We start from the raw sequence: 24,109 nt of genomic DNA on the forward strand, positions 1-24,109 counted from the left end.
GCCGCGTGTGACGATTTGTAGGACGGCCGCGCAAGCGCGGCGGTGGAAATCGCTGATGGGGCACGGGCGGCGCAGCCGCGCCGCGCCCGGCATCAGGGCTTCTGCGCGCTGTTGCGCAGTGCCTGCGTCGCGATGGCGTCGAGCGCGTGGCTCACGAGCGACTGCGAGGACACCAGCCGCAGCGCACCGGTCGCCACGAGGTTCTGCACGAGCGGGCGCGCCATCGACTGCGTCTTGCCGTTCGGATGGGTGAACAGGAACAGCGTGCCGTGCGGGCTGGCCCAGGTGAGCCGCCAGCGCCCCCAGGCGCCGGCCGCGTACAGGTCGACCCAGGCGCCGACCGTGAGCCGCACCTCCGGCAGTTCGTGCACCTCCTCGGTCAGCAACGCCGGTACCGAGGTGTTGGGCCGCGTCTCGCCGAAGATCGGCTGCACGTCGATCGGTTGCGTGACGTAGCCCGAATACTGCGCCTCCTGCGGCGCGAGCCAGGTGGACGACGGCATCTCGAACTGCGTCGCGGCGGGCTCGTCCCGCACCTGCGTGAGCTCGTTGCCCGGCCCGGAGTCCTTCTGCGCCGCATGCGGCCGCAGCAGACGGGCGTGATGCACCGCCAGCGACTCGAAGAATCGCCGCGCCTGCGGCTCGGGAAAGTCGATGCGGGCGAGACCCAGCCGGAGCGAGCGCGGAAGGTCGCGCGCCATGCGCGACAGGCTCTCGGGACTCGCGCCGCCACGCCGCGGCTGCACGCTCCACAGCAGGTCGGCCGCCAGCGTCTCCAGGCTGTCGACCTCCATGGTCGCCCCCGCCGAAAGCCGGGCCTGCGCGATGACCTGCGTCCAGGGTCCCATGACGAACTTCCACACCCAGGTCGGCGCCTCGTCGTCCGCATGGCGCTGCTTGAGTTCTTCGGCCACCTTGGCCGCGACCATGTTGCGCTGTTCGGCATTGAGCAGCGCCCGCACGGCCTTCTCGCGGCGGCGCCGCTCGCGTTGCTCCGCCTCGCCCCACGCCTCCCGCAGGGTGGCCAGCGCGAAGGCGAAGGGCTCGGCGCCGCTTGCGTGGGTTTCGCGCAGGACCTCCACCGCCTGACCCAGCGGCTCCAGGAAGCCGGCGAAGCCCGGCGACTGCACGCTCGACCAGGCGAGGCTGCGCTGCGTCATCTCGCCCAGGAGCTCGCGCGCCGGGTGCTTGGCGTCGCTGAAGAACCGGGGGTCGGCCATGGCCAGCGAAAGCAGCGCGGGCTCGAGGGCACGCACCAGTTCGCTCACCGGCGGGAGAATGCGCTCGTCCGCCGCGATGTTGCGGACCATGAGCCGCACCACCTCGCGCGCCAGCTGCTGGCTCGGGCTCAGGCCTTCGACGGCCGGCGAAGGGTTGTCGCGCAGGACCTGCTTGAGCTTGTCGACCTGACGCATCTCCTGCAGCAACTCGAAAGCGGCGGGCATGGTGGGTGCGTAATCGGTGCGCTGCGGCGCGGCTGGCGCGCCGGGGGGGGCGCCTTTCGGCGCGTCCGCCCCGGCCCCGCCACGCCCCGCCAGGAGCTGGCGAAGCTCGTTCACGTTCAGCAGCGCCTTGCGCTGCGCCTCGGAGGCCGCGGCGTCGTCGGCGGCGGTCGCGGCGGCGATCGCCGCCGATGCATGGGGCGACGGCGGCGGCCGGACGATGCCGTATTCCGCCTCCCGCACCCCCTGAGCACGCAGGGCCGCGCAGAGGTCCGAATAGCAGCGCGCCAGCTCGGGGCCGAACGCGGTGCCCAGCTCCGTGAGCCAGCGGCGGCGCATGCGCGGGTTGACGGGGCTTTTCTGCGTCACGGTGCGCAGGGCGCGCACGTACATCTCGGGGCGCAGCGGATTGCGCGCGGGCTGCACCGTCTTCAGCCCCTGCAGGGCGCACACGAGCGCGTTGAGCTCCGCCAGCTCCGCCTCGACCGCCGAGCCGACGGCCTGCTGCGTGCGCATGATCTCGACGCTCTCGTGCATCTGGTCGTCGCCCATGAGCTCGAGCGAGTCGAAGGTGACGCCGCCCGCGTCGCGGGCATCGCCGGCGACGGCGTGCGCGAATTCGACGAGCAGGGCATGCGGGTAGGCATCGACGACCATCGCCTGGTGCTCGGCGAGCAGGCGCGCCGCCTCGGCGAGGGCGGTGCGCTCGAACGCATCGGGGGCGCGGGCCGCGTGTTGCGGCATCTCCATCAGGGCGCGAGCCACCACGCGCTGCATCAGCGGGCGCCCCTGCGCCGACGCCTCCTTCATGAAGGCGCGGTACAGCAGCTGGGAGTCCGCCGCCGAGGACGCCGGTGATCCCCCCGGGGCCGCGCCCTGGGTCACTTGAGAGCCTTGTAGCGCACGCGGTGCGGACGCGCGCCCTCTTCGCCCAGGCGCTTCCTCTTGTCGGCTTCGTACTCCTGGTAGTTGCCGTCGAAGAAGACCCACTTGGCCTCGTCTTCCGCGGCCAGGATGTGCGTGGCGATGCGGTCGAGGAACCAGCGGTCGTGGCTGATGACCATGACGCTGCCCGCGAACTCGAGAAGTGCGTCCTCCAGCGCGCGCAGCGTCTCGACGTCGAGGTCGTTCGACGGCTCGTCGAGCAGCAGGACGTTGCCGCCCTGCATGAGTGTCTTGGCCAGGTGCAGGCGCCCGCGCTCGCCGCCCGACAGCATGCCGACCTTCTTCTGCTGGTCGCCGCCGTTGAAGTTGAAGCGGCCGGCGTACGCGCGGCTGGGCATCTGGAACTTGCCGACGTTGATGATGTCCAGGCCGCCGGAGATGTCCTCCCACACAGTCTTGTCGTTGCCCAGGTCGTCGCGCGTCTGGTCGACGAAGGCCATGCGCACGGTGGAGCCGATCTTCACCTCGCCCGAATCGGGCTTTTCCTTGCCCGCGATCAGCTTGAACAGCGTCGACTTGCCCGCGCCGTTGGGGCCGATGATGCCGACGATCGCGCCGGCGGGCACCTTGAAGCTCAGGTTGTCGATGAGCATGCGGTCGCCGAAGGACTTGCTCACGTTGATGAACTCGAAGACCTCGTTGCCCAGCCGGTCGCCGACGGGAATGAAGATCTCGTTCGTCTCGTTGCGCTTCTGGTATTCGTAGTCGGACAGTTCCTCGAAGCGCGCGAGGCGGGCCTTGCTCTTGGCCTGCCGCGCCTTCGGGTTCTGGCGCGCCCACTCCAGTTCCTTCTTCATCGCCTTGGCATGGGCCTCCTCGCCCTTCTGCTCGGCGACCAGGCGGGCTTCCTTCTGCTCCAGCCACGTCGAGTAGTTGCCCTTCCAGGGGATGCCGCGGCCGCGGTCCAGCTCCAGGATCCACTCGGCCGCGTTGTCGAGGAAGTAGCGGTCGTGGGTGATGCCGACGACCGTGCCGGGAAAGCGCGCGAGGAACTGCTCGAGCCATTCCACCGATTCGGCGTCCAGGTGGTTGGTGGGTTCGTCCAGCAGCAGCATGTCGGGCTTGGACAGCAGCAGGCGGCACAGCGCCACCCGGCGCTTCTCGCCGCCCGAGAGGTTCTTGATCGTCGCGTCCCAGGGCGGCAGGCGCAGGGCGTCCGCCGCGATCTCGAGCTGGTGCTCGTCGCCGCCGCCGGCCGCGGAAATGATGGCTTCCAGCCTTTGCTGCTCCTCGGACAGCTTGTCGAAGTCGGCATCCTCCTCGGCGTATTCGGCATAGACCTCCTCGAGCCGCTTCTTGGCGTTGCTCACCTCGGCCATGCCGCCTTCGACGGCCTCGCGCACGGTCTCGTCGGGCTCGAGCTGCGGCTCCTGCGGCAGGTATCCGATCTTGAGGCCCGGCATCGGGGTGGCTTCGCCCTCGATGTCGGTGTCGATGCCGGCCATGATCTTCAGCAGCGTGGACTTGCCCGAGCCGTTGAGGCCGAGCACGCCGATCTTGGCGCCGGGGAAGAAGGAAAGGGAGATGTCCTTGAGGATCTGACGCTTCGGCGGCACGATCTTGCCGACGCGGTTCATGGTGTAGACGTATTGGGCCATGGGGGGATTATCGCCATGGGGGCGTCGGGGGTTACCCGCAGAACAAACATCGATCCATGTAAAAATCGACACGATGCGCCGGCCGCGGTTACCATGACGCGCCGGGAAGCTGCAGGCACGTTCATCCGAGGAGACGGAATGAGAAGACGCGATTTCACTTTTTCGTCGGTGCTGGCCGCGGGCGCGCTCGTGCCGGGGGCCGGCGGCGCATGGGCCCAGCAGGGCTTTCCCAACAAGCCGCTGCGCATCATCACGCCCTATGCCACCGGCAGCAGCGTGGACGCCATCGCGCGCATCGTCGGCGTGAAGCTGGCCGAGGCGCTGGGGCAGCCCGTGCTCGTGGAGCCGCGGCCCGGCGCCAACACGATGATCGGCTCCGAGGCGATGGTGAAGTCGCCGCCGGACGGCTACACCTACCTCCTGATCTCAACCACCCACGTCCTCAACGGGCTGCTGATCAAGAACCTGCCGTACGACACGTTCAGGGACTTCGCGCCGGTCGCCACCATCGCGGGCAGCGAGCTGATCCTGGTCGCGAGCCCGAAGGTGCCCGCCTCCACCGTGGCCGAACTGATCGCCTACGGCAAGACGAAGCAGCTGACGTACGCCACGTCCAGCGCGGGCGGCCCCACGCACATCGCGGCCGAACTTTTCAGCTCGCTGGCCGGCATCAAGCTCACGCACATCCCTTACAAGGGCTCCGGCCCCGCGGTGACCGACCTGCTGGGCGGCCACGTCGACATCGGCTGGACCTCGCCGCTGGCGGTGATCCAGCACATCAACGGCGGCAAGCTCAAGGGGATCGCGATTTCCGGCAGCGCCCGCAATGCGGCCGTGCCGCAGGTGCCCACGTTCGGCGAGGCGGGCATCCAGGGCTTCGACATGCGGTTCTGGTACGCGCTCCTCGCGCCGGCCGCGACGCCCCGGCCCATCGTCAACCGGGTGTCCGCCGAGATCGCGAAGATCCTCGCCGCGCCCGACATGAAGGAAAAGCTCGCGGCGCAGGGCGCGGAGCCCTTCGTTTCGACGCCCGATCAGTTCGCCGCCATCATGCGGGCCGACTCGGCGCGCTACGAGAAGGTGATCAACGGGGCGGGCATCAAGGTTGCCGAGTGACGGCGTGAGCGGCGCCGCGCCCGCCGCCGTCGTCACGAGCGGCTCGTACGCGCCGTATCGCGACGACTGGCTGGCGCTGCACACGGAGCCGGCGCTCGAGCCGGACCTGCCCATCGTCGACGCGCACCATCACCTCTGGGACGCGCCGCGGCCGAAGTACATGTACGAGGACATGCGGCGCGACATCGCGGCCTCGGGGCACAACGTGGTCGCCACCGTGCATGTGGACTGCCGCTCGATGTACCGGCAGGACGGACCCGCCGAACTGCGCTCGGTCGGCGAAGTCGAGTTCGTCAACGGCGTTGCGGCCATGGCCGCGAGCGGCGCCTACGGGACCACGCGCGCCTGCGCGGGCATCGTCGGCTTCGGCGCCCTGCACCTGGGCGCCCGTGCGCGGCCGGTGCTGGAGGCTCTCGTGCAGGCGGGCGGTGCGCGCTTCAAGGGGGTGCGCCAGATTTCCGCATGGGACGACGATCCGCGCCTCGCGCCGCCGAATGCGGAGCGTCCACCGGGGCTGCTCGCGGACCGGACGTTTCGCGAAGGTTTCGCCCTGCTCGCGCCCCTCGGCCTGCGCTTCGATGCGTGGCTGTACCAGACGCAGATCCCGGAACTCACCGACCTTGCGCGTGCCTTTCCCGAGACACCCATCGTTCTCGATCACGCCGGCACGCCGGTGGGCATCGGGCGCTATGCCGGGAGACGTCGCGAACTCTTCGGTCCGTGGAAGAACGCCATCGTCGAACTCGCGTCCTGCCCGAACGTGTCGATCAAGCTGGGCGGGCTCGGCATGATCGTCGGCGGATTCGGATTCAACGAGCGCGAGCGGCCACCGACGTCGGTGGAGCTTGCCGAAGCCTGGAAGCCCTACGTCGAGACCTGCATCGAGGCTTTCGGCGCGAGCCGCTGCATGTTCGAGAGCAACTTCCCGCCGGACCGCGCGACCTGCAGCTACGGCGTTCTCTGGAACGCGTTCAAGCGGATGGCGGCCGGGGCGAGCACCGAGGAGAAGGCTGCGCTATTTGCGGGAACGGCGCAGCGTTTCTACGGTCTCTTCGCCCGCTGAGGCGACTTTCTCCAGAAAATCGAAAAGAGCTTCCGGCACGCGCCCCTTGTATTGCTTGCGCCGTCTCGCCGAGACGCGGCCGTCTTGAAAAAGGCAAAAACGCACCAGGTCCGCGAGCACATCTCCGCGGACATCGAATCGCTCGTCGGCAGCCCGATAGAGTCGGTCATAGCGCATCAGGAAATCGGTCTCGTGGCGCAGGTCGACATCGAGCGCCTGCTCGGCCATCGCAAAGCCGAACTCCACGACGCGTGTCGCGTCCCAGTAGCGATAGATCGAGTCGTCCGCCTTGAACCGGATGTCGTACTGGCCTTCGTCGATCCATGTCACGCTCCAGCGGTCCCTCGCCTTTGCCGAGAACGATTTCAAGGCGTCGAGGTATTGCTGCTCGTTGCGCTTCATCGCCACCGACACGGGCAGAAGCATGCCGTGAGTCAGCTCGCCCGACATGCACAAGGCATGGTGAATGAGAAAGCGCGAGAGCCTGCCGTTGCCGTCCATGAAGGGATGGATGAATACGAAACCGAACGAACTGATCGCGCCGGCAACGATCGGATCGATCCGGGCGGGAGCGGCATTCGCGAACTGCATCAACTCCCGCATCAGCGCGGGGACCGACTCCGGCGGCGGCGGCAGATAGGTGATGCCGCGGGCACCTCTCAGCGGACCCCTCAGACGGTTCTGCTCGGTGCGGAACTGCACGGCCCGCTCCAACGGATTGGTGATGGCCGCGTTCTGGAGTTCCACCAGATATTCTTCGGTCAGCGGCCTGCGTTCATGGGCCTGCTGAAGGAGAGCGGCAAATGCTTCGGCCTTGTCTTCCGTCGGCGCCTCCCGCTCGATCGCATAAGAGCCCTCGGTCTCGCTCAGATAGGCCCAGGTCAGCGCACGGTCCGCGAGTTCCGGCCCCAAACCCGCCAGGAATTCACGGGCTCGCCCAAGAACATTGCTCGCCAGCCCGGCCTCGACGCCTGCCGTCCTCTCGACCGTCGCACAGTAGTCCAGCGAGCCAAGCCCGTTGAACACGGTTCTCCAGCGTGTATTGCGCACCTCGGGACCCGTGACGTAGCGCATCGGGTCGAACAGCAATGCCAGAGGGCCGCCGACGGCTGGGAGGGCTTGCAGTTGCTGGTGAGTGAAGTGCTCCCAAAGCCAGCAGGCAATGCGTATGTAGCTGCCGTTCGGCGTCGCACGCAGGGCGCTCAGCATATCGCCGGCGTCGATTCGAGGAAGGGCTTGCGCGAGAATGGCGAGATCGACGCCCTCGTGCTTCAACGCGAAAAGCACGTGATCGAGTGGCGCCCCGGCGACGGGCGCGACGTGCGCCGGCACCTTGACTGCTGCTTCGTCGATGGAGATGCGGGTGACATTGGCGACGAGCGCCGGCCGCGCCGGCTCGAGCGCGGTCAGTCCGAGCGATTGCCGAAGATATTCATATCCGAGGTACGGCACCAGATTTCTTTAACCGAGCCAAGATTTTTTTCATTTTGCGGCACTTTGCCCGGAAAATCTTCTAGAACTTTAGATTCTTCACCATCGATCCTAGTTCCGCCCCAGCGCCCTCAACACCCGCGTTGCCGTCTCGAGTTCGGCCGCGCTGAACTCCTTCAACTGCGAAGCTTCGATGGCGACCGCGCGCTGGCGCCGCCTCGCGACGTGCGCGCGGCCCGCGTCCGTGAGGCGCCATGAACCGTCGGCCTCCACCCTCAGGAAGTCCGCTTCGGCCAGCGCCTGCACCGCGTCCTCCAGGCCCTGCGGGCTGATGTAGGCCTTGCGCGCGATGGCCTCGGCGCTCGCATTCGGAAAGCGCTCGATCAGCGAAATCACGCGCCCCTGGCTCACCGAGACGAGACCCAGCGCCTCGCGCTCCGACTGGAAGTCGTGGGACATGACCGTGAACGCATCCCACAGCAGGCCCAGCATCGTGGGCGGGTCGGTGCTCGGCACGGCCGGCACGACCGGCGCGGGCGGGTCGGCGGCGATGACCGGGTAGTCAACAGCGAGCCCGAAGCGGCCATGCGCGAACAGCAGGGGGTCGCGGTCGGCGCATTCGTAGCGCTCCACCCGGCCCAGCAGGATGAAATGGTCGCCGGCCTCGATCCGCGCCTGCTTGCGGCACTCGAAGGTCGCCGCGGCGCCCGGCAGGCAGGGCGCGCCGCCGGCGCCCGCGCGCCAGCCGATGCCGGCGAACTTGTCGGCGCCCGAGCGCGCGAAGCGGCTCGCCAGGTCGATCTGGTCGGCGGCGAGCACGTTCACGGCGAAATGCTCCGCGCGCTCGAAGAGCGGCAGGCTGTGCGACGACTTGTCGATGGACCAGAGCACCAGCGGGGGATCGAGCGAGACCGACGAAAACGAATTCGCCGTCATGCCCGCGAGCTGCCCCTCGCACTGCGCCGTGATGACGGTGACGCCGGTGGCGAAGTGGCCGAGCGCACGGCGGAACGCGCGGCGCTCGTCCGCGGCGCTCGCCTGCGCGGAGGCATCATGCGTTGGCGTCGTCACCGTCGTCATGTCGGGGCGCTGCCGGATTCAGGCGCCGGCCAGCGCAACGTAGCGATCGAGCGCCGTGCCCGCGTCGCCGAACGTGCGGTCGATGGCCACGATGCGCTTCAGGTAGTGCCCGACGATGTATTCGTCGGTGATCGCGATGGCGCCATGCATCTGCACCGCATCTTCGGCCGCGAGACGGCCCGTCGTGCCGATCCACGCCTTCGCGCCGGCCACGGCCTGCGCCGCACCGGGCTCGTTGGCGGACCACGCATGCGCGGCGAGCAGGCACAGCGCCCGAGTCTCTTCCTTCGCCACGTACAGGTCCGCGACGCGATGGCGCAGCGCCTGGTAGCTGGAAAGCGGCTTGCCGAACTGCAGCCGTTGCTTGTGGTATTCGATGGTGGCGGCGAGCGCGCCTTCGAGGCAGCCGACGGCTTCGCCGAGCAAGGCGATGGTGCCGAGCGCGCTCGCGCGTTCGATGTGCCGGGCGGCGTCGTTCAATTCACCGAGCACGTCGTTGCGGCCAACGCGCACGCCTTCGAGCTTCACTTCGGCCGCGCGGCGCCCGTCGATCGTGCCGTAGGGACGCAGACTCACGCCAGGCGCCGCGCGGTCCACGAGGAACAGCGTGATGCCGCGCTCGTCATGTTGCGCGCCGGCGGTCCGTGCGCTCACGACGAGGTGGTGCGCCGACGCCGCACCGAGCACCACACTCTTCTCGCCCGACAGCACGAAGCCGTCGCCGCTCGCTTCCGCGCGCGTCGCCACGTCGAACGAATCGTAGCCGCCCTGCGGCTCGGCGCAGGCGAACGCGAGGCGCGTCTCGCCCGACACCACGCCCGGCAGGATGCGCGCGCGCTGCCCCGCCGACCCGGCGTCCGCCACCGTCGCCGCACCCAGCAACGTCGCAAGAAAAGGCTCGACGGCCAGCGCGCGGCCGAACGCCTGCGCGAGCAGGAAGAGGTCGAGCGCACTCCCCCCGCCGCCGCCATCGGCTTCCGGCAGGGTCAAGCCCAGCCAGCCCATCCGCGCATAGGCGCGCCATTGCGCCTCGTCCACTTCCACGCCCGACGCAACGATGCGCTGCCGCTCCTGGAAGCCGTAGGCCTTCTCCATGTAGCGCGCCGCCGCCTCGTGCAGCATCTTCTGCTCGGGCGTCGGTTCGATCTGCAGGTTGAGGCCGCTCATTGGAACAGCGCCTGCGAAATGACGTTGCGCATGATCTCGCTCGAGCCGCCCGAGATCGTCGACTTGCGCCAGAACAGGTAGAACGGCGTGGCCGTCGTCGCGAACTCGGGGCCGATGGGTTCTTCGTCGGTCCAGCCGGTTCGCAGCACTTCGGGATGGAAGGGCACCGCATAGGGGCCCGCCGCTTCGCTCATCATCGCGAGCATCTCCTGCTGCAGCTGCGTGCCGCGCAGCTTGATCATCGCGCCTTCCGGGCCCTTCGCCTTCGCGGAGTCGCCGACGATGGACAGCAGCAGCACCTCGAGCGCGCGCATGCGGATCTCCAGCCACGCCATGCGGTCGCGAAAGCGCGCGTTCTCGATCAGCGGGCGGCCGTTGCGCCGCGTCTCGCGCGCGATCTTCTCCAGGCGCGCATAGTGCGCCTTGCATTTCCAGATGCCCGCCGCCGAAAGGCGCTCGTGCCCCAGGAAATACTTCATCAGCGGCCAGCCCTTGCCCTCCTCGCCCACGCGGCACGACACGGGGATGCGCACCTTGTCGAGGAACAACTGGTTGAGCGAGTGCATGCCGTCCAGGCCGATGATCGGCCGGATCGTGATGCCCGGCGTCTTCATGTCGAGCAGCAGGATGGTGATGCCCTCCTGCTTGACGCCGTCGCTGCTCGTGCGCACGAGCAGGAAGCACCAGTTCGCCCAGTGCGCCGCGGTCGTCCAGATCTTGCTGCCGTCGACCACGTACTCGTCGCCTTCGCGCCAGGCCGCGCACTTCAGGCTGGCGAGGTCGGAGCCCGAATTCGGCTCGGACAGGCCCTGGCACCACAGGTCGCTGCCGTCGAGGATGCGCTGCAGGTGGCGCTGCTTCTGCTCTTCGGTGCCCGCGGCCATCAACAAGGCTGCAACCTGGTTGAGCCCCATCATGATGAGGATGGGCGCGCCCGCGCGGGAGCACTCGTCCTCGAAGATGTATTTCTGCATCGGCGACCAGCCGGTGCCGCCGTGCTCGACGGGCCAGTTCGTGCCGGCCCAGCCGCGCTCGTACAGGGCGCGCTGCCACCGGTCGAGTTCGGGCTTGTCGAGGTAGTAGCCGGCCTTCACGCGCTCGGCGACATCGGGACTCAGGTTCGCGCCGAGGAAAGCGCGCACCTCCTGGCGGAAATCGTCGAGCCTCGCCCTCTCGTCTGCGGTCTGCGTGTCGTCCATCGCCCGCCTATTGGATCACGCCCGACTTGCGCAGGCCGGAGATGAAGGCTTCGTTCGCCTTGATGTCCACTTCGAGCTCGCGCGCGAGCTCGGCGGGGCTGTTGCCGATCAGGTCGAAGCCCTGCGCCTCCAGCTTCTGCACGATCGCCGGGTCCTTCAAGGTGGCCGCCACGGCCTGGTGGAGCCGCTCGACGATGGGGCGCGGCGTCGCGCCGGGCGCGAACATCAGCAGCGAGAAGCCGGCTTCGAATCCGGGGATGCCGGCCTCCGCGACCGTCGGCACGCCGGGCAGCGAGGGCGAACGCTTCGAGCCGGTCACCGCCAGGGCGCGCAGCTTGCCCGCGGTGACGGCGCCCTTCGCGGAAAAGGCGGCGTCGATGCCCGCGGGCGGCTGGCCCGTCATCATCGCCAGCGCCGCCGGCGCGTTGCCGTTGAACTGGATGGTCTGGAAGTCGAGCCGCGCGGCCTGCCGGAACTGCTCCAGCGCGAAGTGCGCGGCGGTCAGCGTGCCCGAGCACGCCATGCTCAGCGTCTTCGAGTTGGCCCGCGCGTACGTCAGGAACTCCTGCAGCGTGTTGATGTTGAGGCTCGGGTTCACCAGGATCGAGAACTGGCTGCCCACCACGCGGCTCACGGGCGCGAGGTCCTTTCGCAGGTCGAAGGTCACCTCCTTCATGCTCGGCGCGGACGCGATGCCGCTGCCGACGAACAGCAGCGTGTAGCCGTCCGGCGCGGACCGCGCGACTGCCGCCGCGCCGATGTTGCCGCTCGCGCCCGGCTGGTTCTGGATGACCACCGACGTGTTGAGAATCTTGCCGAGGCCTTCGGCCACGATGCGGGCGGCGATGTCGGTGGAGCCGCCGGCCGCATACGGCACGACGAGCCGGATCGGGCGGTCGGGGTACTGCGCGGCGGCGTTCCCCGCGAAGGCCGCGAGCGCGACGAGCAGGAGCTGGGCGAAGAAGGCGTGGATTTTCTTCATGGCATTCAGGCGACGGCCGCCTCGTGGGATTGGGTGAGCGCCTGCAGGCGCGGCATGACCTCGGTCGCGTACAGGCTCAGGCTGTCGCAGATCTCGTCGTGCGTCATGGGCCCGCCCAGCTGCACGAGCAGGTTGCCGAAGCCGCCGACCGAGTCGTAGAAGGTCTTGATCTGCGCGTACACCTGGTCGGGCGTGCCGGCGAAGAGCACGTGATTGATGATCTGCTCGCGCGTCGTCGGCGGATCGGACATCGGCGTCCCGTCTGGCAGGGTCTTGTTGCGGTGCGTCGTCGTCGTGCCGGCCTTCAGCAGCCGCGCGTTGTCCGCCGGCGGCATCATGCCGGGCGGGTTGATGAAGCGCGGATCGATCCGCTCGGACACCTCGTTGAAGCGCAGGAGCTTGCGGGCGCGTTCGTGCGCCGTCTTCTCGTCGCGCGCCACGACGACCTGCCCCAGGTAGCAGAGGCGGTCGAGCGGCGCGGGCTTGCCGTGGACCCGCTGATACTCCTCGCGATACACCGGAAAGCATGCGCGCGCGGCACGCGCCACGGCGGTGATGGCGATGACGTAGCCGCGCTGCGCCGCCTCCTTCGCCGTGAACGGCGACAGCGTGGTCATCCAGATCGGCGGAATCGGTTGCTGATAACAGCCGGGGATGACGTTGAGGTTGCGGTAGTTGAAGTTGTCGCTCTCGTAGCTGATCGGCCCGTCCTTCTTCGCGAGCGCGGCGACGATCAGGTCGTGCGCCTCCCAGTAGCGCGCGTTCGACGTGGCCGGGTTCGAGTTCGACATGTAGAGCTCGAAGGTCGAGCCCTTGATGAGGCCGAGCTCCAGCCGGCCGCGCGACAGGATGTCGACGTAGGCGGCCTCCTCGGCGACGCGGTACGGGTCCATGCGGTTCATGATCGGCACGCCGAGCGCGAGCAGACGCGCGCGCTTCGTGTGCGTGGCGAGCACGGCGAGCGTCATCAGGCTCGAGACGCTCATGCAGGTGTAGGCCGCATGGTGCTCGTTGGTCATGATGTTCATGCCCAGTTCGTCGGCGAGCTTGCACTCCGCGATGTACTCGCGCAGCAGGCGGTGCGCCGTCTCGGGGTCGACGAGGCTGCTCGGCGACGTGACCTTGGGCGTCACCGGCTCGTCCCACGCCGGGGCATAGGACTGTTCCGAGAAATACCAGCTTTGCATGTTCGGTTGCTCCGGCGTGATGCCTGCGCGCCTTCAGCGGCGCGCGGGCGAGTTGACGAATTGCTCCAGCGCGCCGACGAAGCGCCCGGGCTGGTCGGCGTGGACGTAGTGGCCCGCGTCCTCGACGACGAGCATCTCCGCGCCGGGGATGGCCTGCTGCCACTTGCGGCCGTAGTCGACGGGTACCACGCGGTCCTGCGCGCCCCACACGAGCAGCGTCGGCACCTTGATGCGGTGCAGGCGCTGGTGCAGGTGCCGGCTGTGGAGCGTGGGCGACCAGCCGAACAGGCCGAACGAACCGTGATTGCGCGCGAGCATCGTCGCCGTCTCGTCCGACAGGCCGGCGTAGTCGGGGTGGCGCAGCTTCTCGTCGTGGTGCAGCCACTGCGGATGCTGGTAGAGCGGCACGGAGAACAGGTCGACGATCTCGCGCGTCATCGGGTCGCCGAACTTCGCGCCGAGCGTGCCGGCGAGGCACAGCGCCGCCATGCGCGACGTGTTCTTCACCGCGATCTCGGCGGCGAGCCAGCCGCCGAACGAGAGTCCGACGATGATCGCGTCCTTCAGGTCCAGCGCCTCCATCAGGTCGAGGTAGAAATACGAGAGGTCGTCGACCGACTTCATGGCGCCCGGCCCGCCGGAGCGGCCGAAACCGGGGCACGACGGCGCGACGACGCGAAAGCGCTCGGCGAGCGGCGCGACGAAGGCCGCATCCGGATCGAACCCGTCGCCCGGATGCAGAAGAAGCAGGGTCCGGCCCGTGCCCCCCTCCCACACCTCGGTGTCGATGCCGCAGACCTGGATCTGCCGTGCCCGATGGGCGGGGTCGTGGGCGACGTGAGTGGACATGGGACCGCTGCTCCTTGGATGTTCCATCATACATGCTACGATGTTTTTTCTACAAGATCGCTCACTTCGGGGACATTGGCCGAAATGGAGAAATTCACGCCGCAGACACTGCAGGTCGAGCATCGCGGCCGCGTCGCCGTCGTCTGGCTCAACCGGCCCGACAAGCGCAACGCCATCAACCGGCGGATGCTCGACGAGATCGGCACCGCGATGCGCGTGCTGGGCGAGGACGACGCCACCCGCGTCATCGTGCTCGCCGGACGCGGCGAGTCTTTCTGCGCGGGCTTCGACGTGGACCGTGGCGGCGACGGGTTCGCTGCAGCCACCGATCCGGTGAGCGACACGATCGACCTCGAGGCACGCCTCGCGCGCTTCTTCGACCTGTGGAACAGCCCGAAGCCGGTGGTCGCGGCCGTCCACGGCCATTGCCTGGCGGCGGCGACCCTGCTGTGTACGCTGGCCGACCTCACCATCGTCGCGAACGATGCGCGCATCGGCTATTCCTCGATGCCGCTGGGCGGCGGCTTCCTGGAGCCGCTGTGGGTGCACCTCGTCGGCCCGAAGCGCACCAAGCAGATGGCGCTGATCCCCGGCTACACCATCAGCGGCGCGACCGCCTCGGACTGGGGCTGGGCGAACTACGCGGTCGCCCCCGAGCGCCTGCACGACGAAGCATTCGAGGTGGCCACGCGCATGTCGCGCATGCCCGCCGACGTGGCGCGCATGCGCAAGCAGGCCATCAACCGCATGGCCGAACTGGCCGGCCTGCGCGAGGGCGCGACGATGGGCGCGCAGACCGATGCGATCCTGCACCGCTCGCCCTCGGTGCTGAAGCTGCGCGCGGCCATCGCCGAACATGGCCTGAAGGAAGCGATCCGCCGCTTCCAGGCGGGGGAACTGGACTCGTGAACCGAATGAACGACGATGAAGGATGCTCGCCGGACGCGAGCGAATGGCTGGAGCGCCTGTACGCGCCGCGCTCGGTGGCCGTGGTCGGCGCCTCGGACGACATCAAGCTGCCGGGCGGGCGCCTGCTGCAGTTCATGCTGAACTACGGCTTCGCCGGGCACATCTATCCGATCAATCCGAACCGCGAGCAGGTGCAGGGACGTGCAGCGTTCAAGTCGCTGGCCGACCTGCCCGAGCCGCCGGACATTGCTATCGTGCTCGTCTCGGCGGCGGCTTCCGTCGGCGTGCTCGAGCAGTGCGCCGCATTGAAGATTCCGGCCGCGATGTTCGGCAACTCCGGCTTCGCCGAGATCGGCCCGGAAGGCGCGGCGCTGCAGGAGCGCGTGGCGCGCATCGCACGCGAGGGCGGAATCCGCCTCGTGGGTCCCAACACCAACGGCATCGTGGACGTGAAGAGCGGCTTCACCGCGACCTTCTCGCCCGTGCTGGACCAGAAGGGGCTCGCCCTGCGCGACGGACCCGTCGCCATCGTGTCGCAAAGCGGCGCGGTGGGCGCGGCGATGTTCTACGACGGCCAGCGCTCGGGCCTGGGCGTGGGGCGCCTCTACAACTCCGGCAACGAGATCGGCGTTACCCTCGAGATGGTGGTCGACGCGCTGCTCGACTCGCCACGCTTCACCACGGTCCTGTGCTACGTCGAAGGGCTGCGCCGGCCCGAGCTCTTCGCGGCCGCCGCACGCAAGGCGCAGCGCCTGGGCAAGCGCATCGTGCTGCTGAAGGCCGGCGCGACGGCCGCGGGGGCGAAAGCCGCGGCGGCGCACACCGCCAGCCTCGCGGGCGAGGACCGCGTCTACGACGGCGTGCTGCACCAGCTCGGCGTGGCGCGCGCGCGCGGCTACACGCACCTGCTCGACATCGGCCGCGTGCTGGCGACCTACCCGAAGCCATATGGGCGCCGCGCATCGATCCTCTCGATGTCGGGCGGCATCGGCATCATGCTGACCGATGCGCTCGAGCGTGCAGGCATGGGCCTCGCGCAGTTCGACGCGACGGTGCTCGCAGGCATCGAGCCGCTGCTGCCCGCCTTCCTGGGCGCGCAGAACCCGCTCGACGTGAGCGGCGGACCCTTCCATCACCTCGACCGGCTGCGCACGATGCTGCGGCTCTTCGACGGCAATCCGGGCAGCGACATCACCATCGTGGCGGTCGGTTCGTTCGAGCGTCGGCAGATGGAGATCGCCGAGGTGCTGGCCGACGAAGCGCCCCGGCTCGCGAAGCCGCTGTTCGTGCTGTGGTTCGGCGGCGGCGACGAGGCGACGCTCTACCTCAACGGCAGGAACGTCCCGACCTTCCCCGACGCCGAGCGTCTGGTTCAGGCCATCGCGCCCGGCGTGCGGCCCTCCGCGCATCGCCCCTCGCCCGTCGACGACCTCGTCCCCGACCGCGCGGCCGCGCGCGCCGTGCTCGCCGATGCGAAGTCCGCCGGCCGCAAGGTGATCGACGAAGTCGGCGGCAAGCGGATGCTCTCGGCCTACGGAATCGATGTCGTGAACGAGTCGGTCGTCGACTCGCCCGAAGCGGTCCGCACGGCGCTCGCGAATCTGCGCTTGCCGGTCGTGGCCAAGCTGCGCTCCGACGCGCTCGTCCACAAGGCCCGCGTCGGCGGCGTGCGACTCGGCCTTGCGACGAGCGAATCGGTCGCGCAGGCGGTCGCCGATCTCTTCGAACTCGCGAGGCGACTGGAATTGCCCGACGCCGACGTCGTGCTGCAGGAGCAGGTTCCCGCCGGCGTCGAGCTGCTGCTGGGCGCCAAGCGCGACGCGACCTTCGGCATGGTCGTCACGCTCGGCATCGGCGGCGTGCAGGCCGAGGCGTGGGACGACGTGCAGATTCGCCTCGTCGACGACGACGCGACCGGTCTGGACGTCCACGACATGCTCGCGCGCCTCGCGCATCGCTCGCTGCTCGACGGCTCGGGCGGACGAACCGAGGTGGATGCGACGGTCCTCGCACCCACGGTCCTGCGCTTCGCCCGCCTGGTGCGCGAGCTCGCCGACGACATCGATGCCATCGACGTCAATCCGATCATCGTGCGCGAGGGCGACCAGGCGCCGACGGCGGTGGATACGGTCTTCTTCCTGAAGGACTGAGCAGGCCGCTCAACCCGCGCCCGGCGCCCGCCCGCGCCAGGCCGCGCGCTTCACCACCGTCTTCGGAATTCCCGCGCAGATATCCGCCAGCGCGCGCACGGCCGAAGTCTGCGCGCGCGGGTCCCACGCCATCACCAGTTGCCAGTGCAGGTACTCCGGCAGGTCCACCACCGGCACGTAGGCGACGCCCTCCACCGGCAGGGCGCGCGTGTACTCCGACGTGAGCATCACGCCGAAGCCGCTCGCGACCATGCCGAGGCGGCTCAGCACCTCCGTGTTGTCGCCGGGCACGATGGTGGGCACGAAGCCGGCCGCGCGGCAGGCCGAGAGCGTGGCCTGATGCGTGGTGGGGCTCGTGTCGTTGGGCACGATGATGAACGGCAAGGGCGCGAGGTCGATCAGCCGCAGGCGCTTCGCCCGCGCCGCGGGCCAGCTCGCGGGCACGGCGGCCAGCACGCGCGCGCGCTCCAGCACGAGCGTCCGGAACTCGCCGGCCTTCAGCACGTCGCCGTTGACGAAGGCGACGTCGAGGGTGCCTTCGCGCAGCCGCTCGACGTGCTCGTAACTCTGCGCCTCCTGCATCAGGATGCGAATGTCGGGGTACTGCACGCGCAGCTTGCGCACGGCCTCGGGCAGCGCCCAGAACATCGCCACCGGCGTGAAGCCGATGCGGAGATTGCCGACCTCGCCGTTCTGCACCCGCCGCACGACGCTGCCCGACAGCTGCGCCTGCGCGATCAGGGTGCGCGCCTCCTTCTCGAAGATCTCGCCGGCCGGCGTCAGGGCGATGGAGCGGGCCGAGCGCACGAGCAATTGCGCGCCCAGCGCCTGCTCGAGCCGCACGATCGAGCGGCTCAGCGCGGGCTGGTCCATGCCGAGGCGTTCCGCCGCGCGACCGTAGTGGCGCTCCTCCACCAGCACGACGAAGTGGCGCAGCCGGTGCGCTTCGGACAACAGGGCGTCGGCGGGATCGGTCATGCGCCCGCGCGCTTCTTCGGTGGCATCGGATCCCTCAGTCCTTCGAGCTCAAGCTGTTCCTCAAGGCCGTCTTCGCCACCTGGTCCAGCGCCTCGTCCACGACGTTGCGGTCGGCGACCACCTTCACCAGCCCGTGCGCGCGCAGCTTGTCGAGCGTGCGACGCGACATCGAGTGCGCCGTCCCCGCCTGCGCGGTGAACATGAAAAGCGTGCCGTGCGGGCTGCACCACGTGAGCTGCGCACGGAGCCATTCGCCGCGAATGCACAGCTCGACCCAGCTGCCCAGGCGCAGTTCCTCCACGCGCAAGGGCGCGGGCGTCGCGGACTCCAGGTGCTGCTCCTGCAAGGGCGCCTCGGGGCTCGCCACCGCCTCCGCCGCATACGCGGCCTCCTCGTCGACGAAGCCCGACTCCCGGACCTCGTTGCGGTCGAGCCAGAACGAGCTTTCCTGCGCCTCCTCGGGCGCCGGGCTCGCCGCCGCCGGCTGTGCCCAGATCGTTTCGGCCGCGGCCTGCGCGTCGGGGTCGCGGCCCTCCTGCACCGCATCGCGGTGGATCGTGATCAGGTTGTCGAAGAACCGCTGCGTGAGCTCGGGCGGATAGCCGATGCGGCCCAGCCCTTCGCGCAGCTTGGCGAGCAGGTTCGGGATCATGCCCACGAGCCGCCGGGCGCGGCCGCGCTGCGCGGTGCTCTTCTGCACGCTCCACACGAGGTCGTCGACCAGTGCGCGATAGCCATAGGGGTCGGACTCGCCGTCCGCGCAGCTGAGCTGCGCTTCCGCCACCACCTGAGACCAGGAGTTGCGCAGGAAGTCGACGATGAAGTCCGCGACCTCGAGGCCCTCGATTCCCTGCATGAATTCGCCCGCGAGCTTCTGGGCGAGCAGGTTGCGCTGCTCCGCGTGCAGCAGCGCCTTCGCCGCTTCGGCGCGCCTGGCCTTCAGCGCCTTGTCGTGCTCGGTCCACTGTTGCTGCAGCCCGTCGAGCAGTTCGCCGAACGTGTCGGCGTCCACCACCTTGCTGTCGGCCACCCAGCGCGTCGCGGCTTCCACCGTGGACATGAAGCGCGCCCAGCCCTCGTCCTGCTCCGAGGCGAAAGCCAGGCTGCGCTGCGTGATCCGGTCGAGCAACTGGCGCGCGGGATGCGTGCGGTCGGAGAAGAAGCGCGAGTCCTGCTCGGCGAGGTCATGCACCGCCTTCTCCATCGCCTTCAGCTGCCGCTTGAACGCGGGCAGCAGGCGCGGGTCCTGCGCGAGCGTGTCGAACATGAGCCGCACCACTTCGTCGCCGAGCTGCTGGCCGATCTTCTGCGCGGCGCCCGGCGGCAGCTCGGGTGGCGCAGCGAGCATGTCGATCGGTTGCGGCGCGGGCGCGGCGCGGGGCCGCTGCTCGAGTCGCTTGATGAGCGCATCCGGCCCGCCCTTGAGCTGCTGCAGCATCGACATCGACGCGGGCACCGTATGCAGGAAATCCGGGCGCGGCTGCGGCGCATCGAAATCGCCCGCGAGCAGCTTGCGAAGCTTGTCGAGGGTCAGGAGGGTCTTGGCCACCGAATCGGCGACAGGCACGCCGGTGGCGCCGCTGGCCTTGTCGATGCGCCCGCCGATAGGCACGGCGGGCTCGACGCCGGTGGACGCGAGCCAGTCCGAAAGGTCGCGGTAGAGCCTGCGCAGGTTGATGCCCAGCAGGCCGGCGGCGGGCGCGATGAGCGCTTCGCGCACCGTGATCTCGGGCAGGTGGGACGCGAGCGCGTGCTGGAGCGCTCGCACGAACACCTCGGGCCGCACGGGGTTCAGGCCGGGCTGGATGGTGCGCCATCCGAGCAAGGTGCTGATGCGCGCGTCGGCCGCGGGCAGGACGTCGTCGACCGCGTTGTTGACCTCCTGCTGCGCGCGCGCCACTTCGATGCTTGCGTCGAGCTGGTCGTCCTCGAACAGCTTCAGGTCCTCGAAGCGCAGCAGTTCGGTGGCCACCTGGTCCTTGCCGCCGCCTTCGTACACGAGCCGCTTGAGCTCGGCCTTGAACGTTTCCGTGACCGCCTTCGCATGCGCATTCAGCTGCGCGATGCCGGCCTTGGTGCCGGGCTGCTGCAGGTGCAACAGGCGGCGCGGATGATTGGGGGAACTCGCCTGCATCAGGCCGGCGAGCACCTCGCCCATCAGCAGGTCGGCGTGCTGCAGCATGGCGTCGAGGCAGTCGTTCAGCGTCGGCTGCAACGCGCTGGGATCGTCGGCGACCCCCATTCGTTTCAACAGCTTCGTAGCCATGGGGCTTTCCGTAAGGGCACGGACTTTCATTGTATGCATCGCGCCCGCGTGCAGCGCGACCGTCCGCGTTATGCGACAATCCGCTCACTCGCGGGCCTCCAGTTGCTTCGCGAGCTCAGCGAATCCGCTGGGGACATGGCAGGGCACACAGACGCAACCACCGTCGCCCGCCGGGCTCCCGACCACCAGAAACCTCATCTGCTGCCGACTGGATCCGGTGAATAACCGGAACGGCCGATGCCCCCGCGCCCGGGAGGCGCTTTCCTGCTCCATGACTTTCGATGAACTCCAGCTTGCACCCGCCATCCTCAAGGCCGTGCACGAACAAGGCTACGACACCCCCACCCCCATCCAGGCCCAGGCCATCCCCGCGGTACTCGAGGGCCGCGACCTCCTCGCCGGCGCGCAGACCGGCACCGGCAAGACGGCGGCGTTCACGCTGCCCATGCTGCACAAGCTCTCCAAGGGCGTCGGCAAGACCAACAAGTTCGGCAAGGACGGCATCGCCGCCCTCGTGCTAACGCCCACGCGGGAACTCGCCGCGCAGGTCGAGGAGTCGATCCGCACCTACGGCAAGTACCTCCAGCTCTCGTCCACCGTGATTTTCGGCGGCGTCGGCATGAATCCGCAGATCGACCGCATCAAGCGCGGCGTCGACATCCTCGTGGCCACGCCGGGCCGCCTGCTCGACCTGCAGCAGCAGGGCAACCTCGACCTGTCCACGGTCGAGATCCTCGTGCTCGACGAGGCCGACCGCATGCTCGACATGGGCTTCCTGCCCGACGTGAAGAAGATCCTCGCGCTGGTGCCGAAGGAAAAGCAGAGCCTGCTGTTCTCCGCCACCTTCAGCGACGAGATCCGCGAACTCGCGAACCGCCTCCTGAAGGAGCCGCAGCAGATCCAGGTCACGCCGCGCAACACCACGGTGCAGCGCATCACGCAGGTCGTGCACCCCGTGGGCCGCGGCAAGAAGAAGGCCCTGCTCGCACACGTGATCAACGAGCACGAGTGGAGCCAGGTGCTGGTGTTCACGCGCACGAAGTTCGGCGCCAACAGCGTGGCCGAATACCTGTGCAAGAACGGCATCAAGGCGATGGCGCTGCACGGCAACAAGAGCCAGACCGCGCGCACGCAGGCGCTCGCCGGCTTCAAGAGCGGCGAGATCCGCGCGCTCGTGGCCACCGACATCGCGGCGCGCGGCATCGACATCGATGACCTGCCGCACGTGGTGAACTACGAGATCCCCAACGTTCCCGAGGACTACGTCCACCGCATCGGCCGCACCGGCCGGGCGGGCAAGGAAGGCCAGGCCGTGAGCTTCGTCTGCCTCGACGAAGAAGGCTTCATGCAGGAGATCGCCCGCTTCACCAAGCAGGACATCCCCACGCAGGTGGTCGAGGGCTTCGGCCCCGAGCCCGGCGAGAAGGGCGAGCCCATCGCCATGGGCCGCCAGGTGCTGTGGGGCGGCGCGGGCAAGATGCCCTCGCGCGAAGTCATGAATGCCGCGGCCAAGGCCGCGCGCCAGGAAATGATGCAGCGCATCCGCGAGAACAAGGCCGAGCAGCCGGGACGCGGCGAGCGCAAGGCGAGCGGCGAGCGTTCGTCGCAACCGCGCAGCGGTGGCGGCGGCGGCGGCGCGCGCACGCAGGGCGCGAATGGCGGTAGTGGCGCAGGCAACGGGGGCGCTGGGGGCAACGGCGCCCGCGGCGGCCGCTCGCAGCCGGCGAACGGAGGCAACGGCCAGCCGCGTCACGGCAGGCCAGCCCAGCCGCGCCAGGGCGGCTTCGGCGGGAATGCGGGCGGAAATGGGAGCGGCGGCAATGGCAATCGTCGGCCCCACACCCCGGCCGGCGAGGACCAGCCGCGCGACGGCGCGCACGAGAGCCGCAGCCCCTTCGTGGTCCGCGAGCCGATCCAGCGCTCGACGGACGGCCAGCCCGATCCCTTGCGCACGAGCGTCGACCTGATGTCGCGCGGCCGCGGCAACCGTTTCGGCGGCGGGCGCGGGCGTCGCTGAGGCCTCTTCTGCTCTCAACAAAAAAAGCCGGCTTGCCGGCTTTTTTTGTGCGTGAAACGCTGCGGCCTGTTCGGGCCCCCTCAACTCATCCGAAGGGCGTCAGCGACTGCGCTTGCGCGCCGGAGCCGCCGCCCGCTTGCGCGGCGCCGCCGCAGCCATCTGCTCGCTCATGTAGTCGCGGATGAGTCGCCGAACGACTTGCGACGGCGTCATGTCCTGGGAGCGGCAGAGTTCCTCGAATGCTTCTTTCTTGGAAGGATCGATCAGAACGGTGAGGCGAGCGGTCTTGAGCTCCATGCGATGGGTGTATTCGGATCGGGCCGATGATAACCGGATTGTAATTTCGCAGGGACCCTCCGGCCCCTGCGTTACAACCTGCCCCGATCTCACTGGGGTTTCGCGATCTCCGGCGTCGGCATCACGATCCCGTGCTTCATCAGGTAATCGCGGATCAACTGCCGGACAACCTGCGAGGTGGTGATGTCCTGCGACGCGCAGAGATCGTCGAATGCCTTCTTTTTCTCGGCGTCGATGAGGATCGTCAGGCGTGCGGGTTTCTCTTCCATAGGTCCCTGCTTTGTTGTGAACATGATAATAGTGTGCATGTTCAGCATGCGTCGAATGGTAGTGATACGAGCCCCCTCGGGATCGGAATTCGGCGCGCTGCGACTCGTCCCCGAACTCAGCCGTTTGTAGGCCGCAGCCCTGCGGCGTCAGCCATTCCTGCCGTTGACCTGAAGGTGCGGCTACGATGCGGCGCACTTCAGAAGGAGCAAAGGATGAGCGAACTCGAAACCTGGCTCGCGCAGGAACGCGAAATGCGCACCGTGCTCGCGGCGGGCCCCGGGGCGGGCGTGGCGCGGCCGGAGCAGGTCGCCGGAATGTCGGGCCTGGAGACAGTGCAGGCCATGCTGCGCGGCGAACTGCCGAGCGCACCGATCGCGGAAACGCTGGACTTCCTGCTGATGGAGGTGGGCGAAGGACGCGCCGTGTTCCAGGGCGCGCCCGGCCCGGCGCACCTCAACCCGATGGGAGGCATCCACGGCGGCTGGTACGCCACGGTGCTCGACTCCGCGCTCGGCGTGTCGGTGCATACGATGATGCCGCCGGGGCGCGGCTACACCACGGCCGAGCTCGGGGTGAACCTCGTCAAGGCCATCGGGCCGAAGGTGCAGCGCGTGCGAGCGATCGGCCGCATCCTCCACTGCGGCCGGCAGCTCGCCACCGCCGAGGCGAAGCTGGTCGGCCCCGACGGCACGCTGTACGCGCATGCGACCACGACCTGCCTCGTCTTCGAGATGCGAGAACGATAATCCCGCGATGCGAATCCTTCACACCATGCTGCGCGTGGGCGACCTGCAGCGCGCCATCGACTTCTACACGAACGTGCTCGGCATGAACCTGCTGCGCACGACCGAACGGCCGGAGCAGAAATACTCCCTCGCCTTCGTCGGCTACGGCACGAACCCCGAGCATGCGGAGCTCGAGCTCACGTACAACCACGGCGTGGACAGCTACGAACTCGGCACCGCCTTCGGCCACATGGCCATCGGCGTACCCGACGTGTACGCGGCCTGCGAAAAGATCCGCGCGAGCGGCGGCAACATCACGCGCGAGCCGGGGCCCGTGAAGGGCGGCTCGACGGTCATTGCCTTCGTGACCGATCCGGATGGGTACAAGATCGAACTCATCCAGCGCACGAACGAGGCCGCGTAGGCAGGGCCCGTCTG

The 24,109-nt window shown here is 68.8% G+C and carries 20 protein-coding genes; 7 read left to right on the forward strand and 13 right to left on the reverse strand.

Annotated elements, in window-relative coordinates; all coding sequences use genetic code 11:
* Positions 1-92 precede the first annotated feature (92 nt).
* The gene (locus AB7E83_RS02495) at positions 93-2,327 is read right to left on the reverse strand and encodes a DUF1631 family protein (RefSeq protein WP_428565070.1); all 2,235 of its coding nucleotides are present in this window, start codon (positions 2,325-2,327) and stop codon (positions 93-95) included.
* Complete coding sequence (gene ettA / locus AB7E83_RS02500; protein ID WP_428565072.1) at positions 2,324-3,985, reverse strand: energy-dependent translational throttle protein EttA; 1,662 nt, start codon at positions 3,983-3,985, stop codon at positions 2,324-2,326. The genes AB7E83_RS02495 and ettA overlap by 4 nt, the downstream gene beginning before the upstream one ends.
* A gap of 138 nt (positions 3,986-4,123) precedes the next feature.
* Here ettA and AB7E83_RS02505 point away from each other — a divergent pair, with 138 nt between their 5' ends.
* Positions 4,124-5,101, forward strand: a complete 978-nt coding sequence (locus AB7E83_RS02505; RefSeq protein WP_428565074.1) for a Bug family tripartite tricarboxylate transporter substrate binding protein — start codon at positions 4,124-4,126, stop codon at positions 5,099-5,101.
* 4 nt (positions 5,102-5,105) lie between these two features.
* Positions 5,106-6,164 (forward strand): amidohydrolase family protein, encoded by a 1,059-nt coding sequence (locus tag AB7E83_RS02510; RefSeq protein WP_428565076.1) that lies wholly within the window; start codon positions 5,106-5,108, stop codon positions 6,162-6,164.
* Here the strand turns inward: AB7E83_RS02510 and AB7E83_RS02515 are convergent.
* The 7 genes from AB7E83_RS02515 to AB7E83_RS02545 all read right to left on the reverse strand — a co-directional run bounded on the left by AB7E83_RS02515 (position 6,117) and on the right by AB7E83_RS02545 (position 14,059).
* Complete coding sequence (locus tag AB7E83_RS02515) at positions 6,117-7,616, reverse strand: Fic family protein (protein WP_428565078.1); 1,500 nt, start codon at positions 7,614-7,616, stop codon at positions 6,117-6,119. The two genes, AB7E83_RS02510 and AB7E83_RS02515, sit on opposite strands and share 48 nt — an antisense overlap.
* Before the next feature lie 90 nt (positions 7,617-7,706).
* Positions 7,707-8,675, reverse strand: coding sequence for a flavin reductase (locus AB7E83_RS02520; protein WP_428565080.1), 969 nt, complete (start codon positions 8,673-8,675; stop codon positions 7,707-7,709).
* Positions 8,676-8,693: 18 nt separating this feature from the next.
* Positions 8,694-9,842, reverse strand: coding sequence for an acyl-CoA dehydrogenase family protein (locus AB7E83_RS02525; RefSeq protein WP_428565082.1), 1,149 nt, complete (start codon positions 9,840-9,842; stop codon positions 8,694-8,696).
* The gene (locus tag AB7E83_RS02530; RefSeq protein WP_428565084.1) at positions 9,839-11,041 is read right to left on the reverse strand and encodes an acyl-CoA dehydrogenase family protein; all 1,203 of its coding nucleotides are present in this window, start codon (positions 11,039-11,041) and stop codon (positions 9,839-9,841) included. Before AB7E83_RS02530 ends, AB7E83_RS02525 begins: the two co-directional genes overlap by 4 nt.
* Before the next feature lie 7 nt (positions 11,042-11,048).
* A complete protein-coding gene (locus AB7E83_RS02535) occupies positions 11,049-12,023 on the reverse strand; it encodes a tripartite tricarboxylate transporter substrate binding protein (RefSeq protein WP_428565086.1) in 975 nt (324 codons plus the stop codon).
* 5 nt (positions 12,024-12,028) lie between these two features.
* Entirely contained in the window at positions 12,029-13,210 is a 1,182-nt protein-coding gene (locus AB7E83_RS02540) for an LLM class flavin-dependent oxidoreductase (protein ID WP_428565088.1), read from the reverse strand.
* 33 nt (positions 13,211-13,243) lie between these two features.
* The gene (locus AB7E83_RS02545; RefSeq protein ID WP_428565090.1) at positions 13,244-14,059 is read right to left on the reverse strand and encodes an alpha/beta fold hydrolase; all 816 of its coding nucleotides are present in this window, start codon (positions 14,057-14,059) and stop codon (positions 13,244-13,246) included.
* Positions 14,060-14,143: 84 nt separating this feature from the next.
* Between AB7E83_RS02545 and AB7E83_RS02550 the strand changes: the two genes are divergently transcribed.
* Together AB7E83_RS02550 and AB7E83_RS02555 are read left to right on the forward strand one after the other, a co-directional pair.
* Positions 14,144-14,968 carry an enoyl-CoA hydratase-related protein gene (locus AB7E83_RS02550; RefSeq protein WP_428565092.1) on the forward strand — a complete coding sequence of 275 codons (825 nt, stop codon included), beginning with the start codon at positions 14,144-14,146 and terminating at the stop codon, positions 14,966-14,968.
* A gap of 5 nt (positions 14,969-14,973) precedes the next feature.
* Positions 14,974-17,118, forward strand: a complete 2,145-nt coding sequence (locus AB7E83_RS02555) for an acetate--CoA ligase family protein (protein ID WP_428565094.1) — start codon at positions 14,974-14,976, stop codon at positions 17,116-17,118.
* A 9-nt stretch (positions 17,119-17,127) separates the two neighbouring features.
* Here AB7E83_RS02555 and AB7E83_RS02560 read toward each other — a convergent pair whose 3' ends face one another.
* Positions 17,128-18,096 (reverse strand): LysR substrate-binding domain-containing protein, encoded by a 969-nt coding sequence (locus AB7E83_RS02560; RefSeq protein ID WP_428565096.1) that lies wholly within the window; start codon positions 18,094-18,096, stop codon positions 17,128-17,130.
* A 34-nt stretch (positions 18,097-18,130) separates the two neighbouring features.
* On the reverse strand, positions 18,131-20,362 hold the full coding sequence (locus AB7E83_RS02565; RefSeq protein WP_428565098.1) for a DUF1631 family protein: 2,232 nt from the start codon (positions 20,360-20,362) through the stop codon (positions 18,131-18,133).
* A 271-nt stretch (positions 20,363-20,633) separates the two neighbouring features.
* On the opposite strand from AB7E83_RS02565, the gene AB7E83_RS02570 reads away from it, so the two are divergent.
* Positions 20,634-22,379, forward strand: coding sequence for a DEAD/DEAH box helicase (locus tag AB7E83_RS02570; protein ID WP_428565100.1), 1,746 nt, complete (start codon positions 20,634-20,636; stop codon positions 22,377-22,379).
* Positions 22,380-22,478: 99 nt separating this feature from the next.
* Here the strand turns inward: AB7E83_RS02570 and AB7E83_RS02575 are convergent, their stop codons facing one another.
* Both AB7E83_RS02575 and AB7E83_RS02580 read right to left on the reverse strand, forming a co-directional pair.
* Complete coding sequence (locus tag AB7E83_RS02575; protein WP_428565102.1) at positions 22,479-22,676, reverse strand: ribbon-helix-helix protein, CopG family; 198 nt, start codon at positions 22,674-22,676, stop codon at positions 22,479-22,481.
* Positions 22,677-22,765: 89 nt separating this feature from the next.
* Positions 22,766-22,993, reverse strand: coding sequence for a ribbon-helix-helix protein, CopG family (locus AB7E83_RS02580; RefSeq protein WP_428565104.1), 228 nt, complete (start codon positions 22,991-22,993; stop codon positions 22,766-22,768).
* Positions 22,994-23,158: 165 nt separating this feature from the next.
* On the opposite strand from AB7E83_RS02580, the gene AB7E83_RS02585 reads away from it, so the two are divergent.
* Entirely contained in the window at positions 23,159-23,692 is a 534-nt protein-coding gene (locus tag AB7E83_RS02585; protein WP_428565106.1) for a PaaI family thioesterase, read from the forward strand.
* 7 nt (positions 23,693-23,699) lie between these two features.
* Positions 23,700-24,095 carry a lactoylglutathione lyase gene (gloA, locus tag AB7E83_RS02590; RefSeq protein ID WP_428565108.1) on the forward strand — a complete coding sequence of 132 codons (396 nt, stop codon included), beginning with the start codon at positions 23,700-23,702 and terminating at the stop codon, positions 24,093-24,095.
* The last annotated feature ends 14 nt before the right edge of the window (positions 24,096-24,109 follow it).

Origin of the sequence: Ramlibacter sp. (assembly GCF_050250995.1) — a bacterium.
Lineage (GTDB): Bacteria > Pseudomonadota > Gammaproteobacteria > Burkholderiales > Burkholderiaceae_C > Ramlibacter.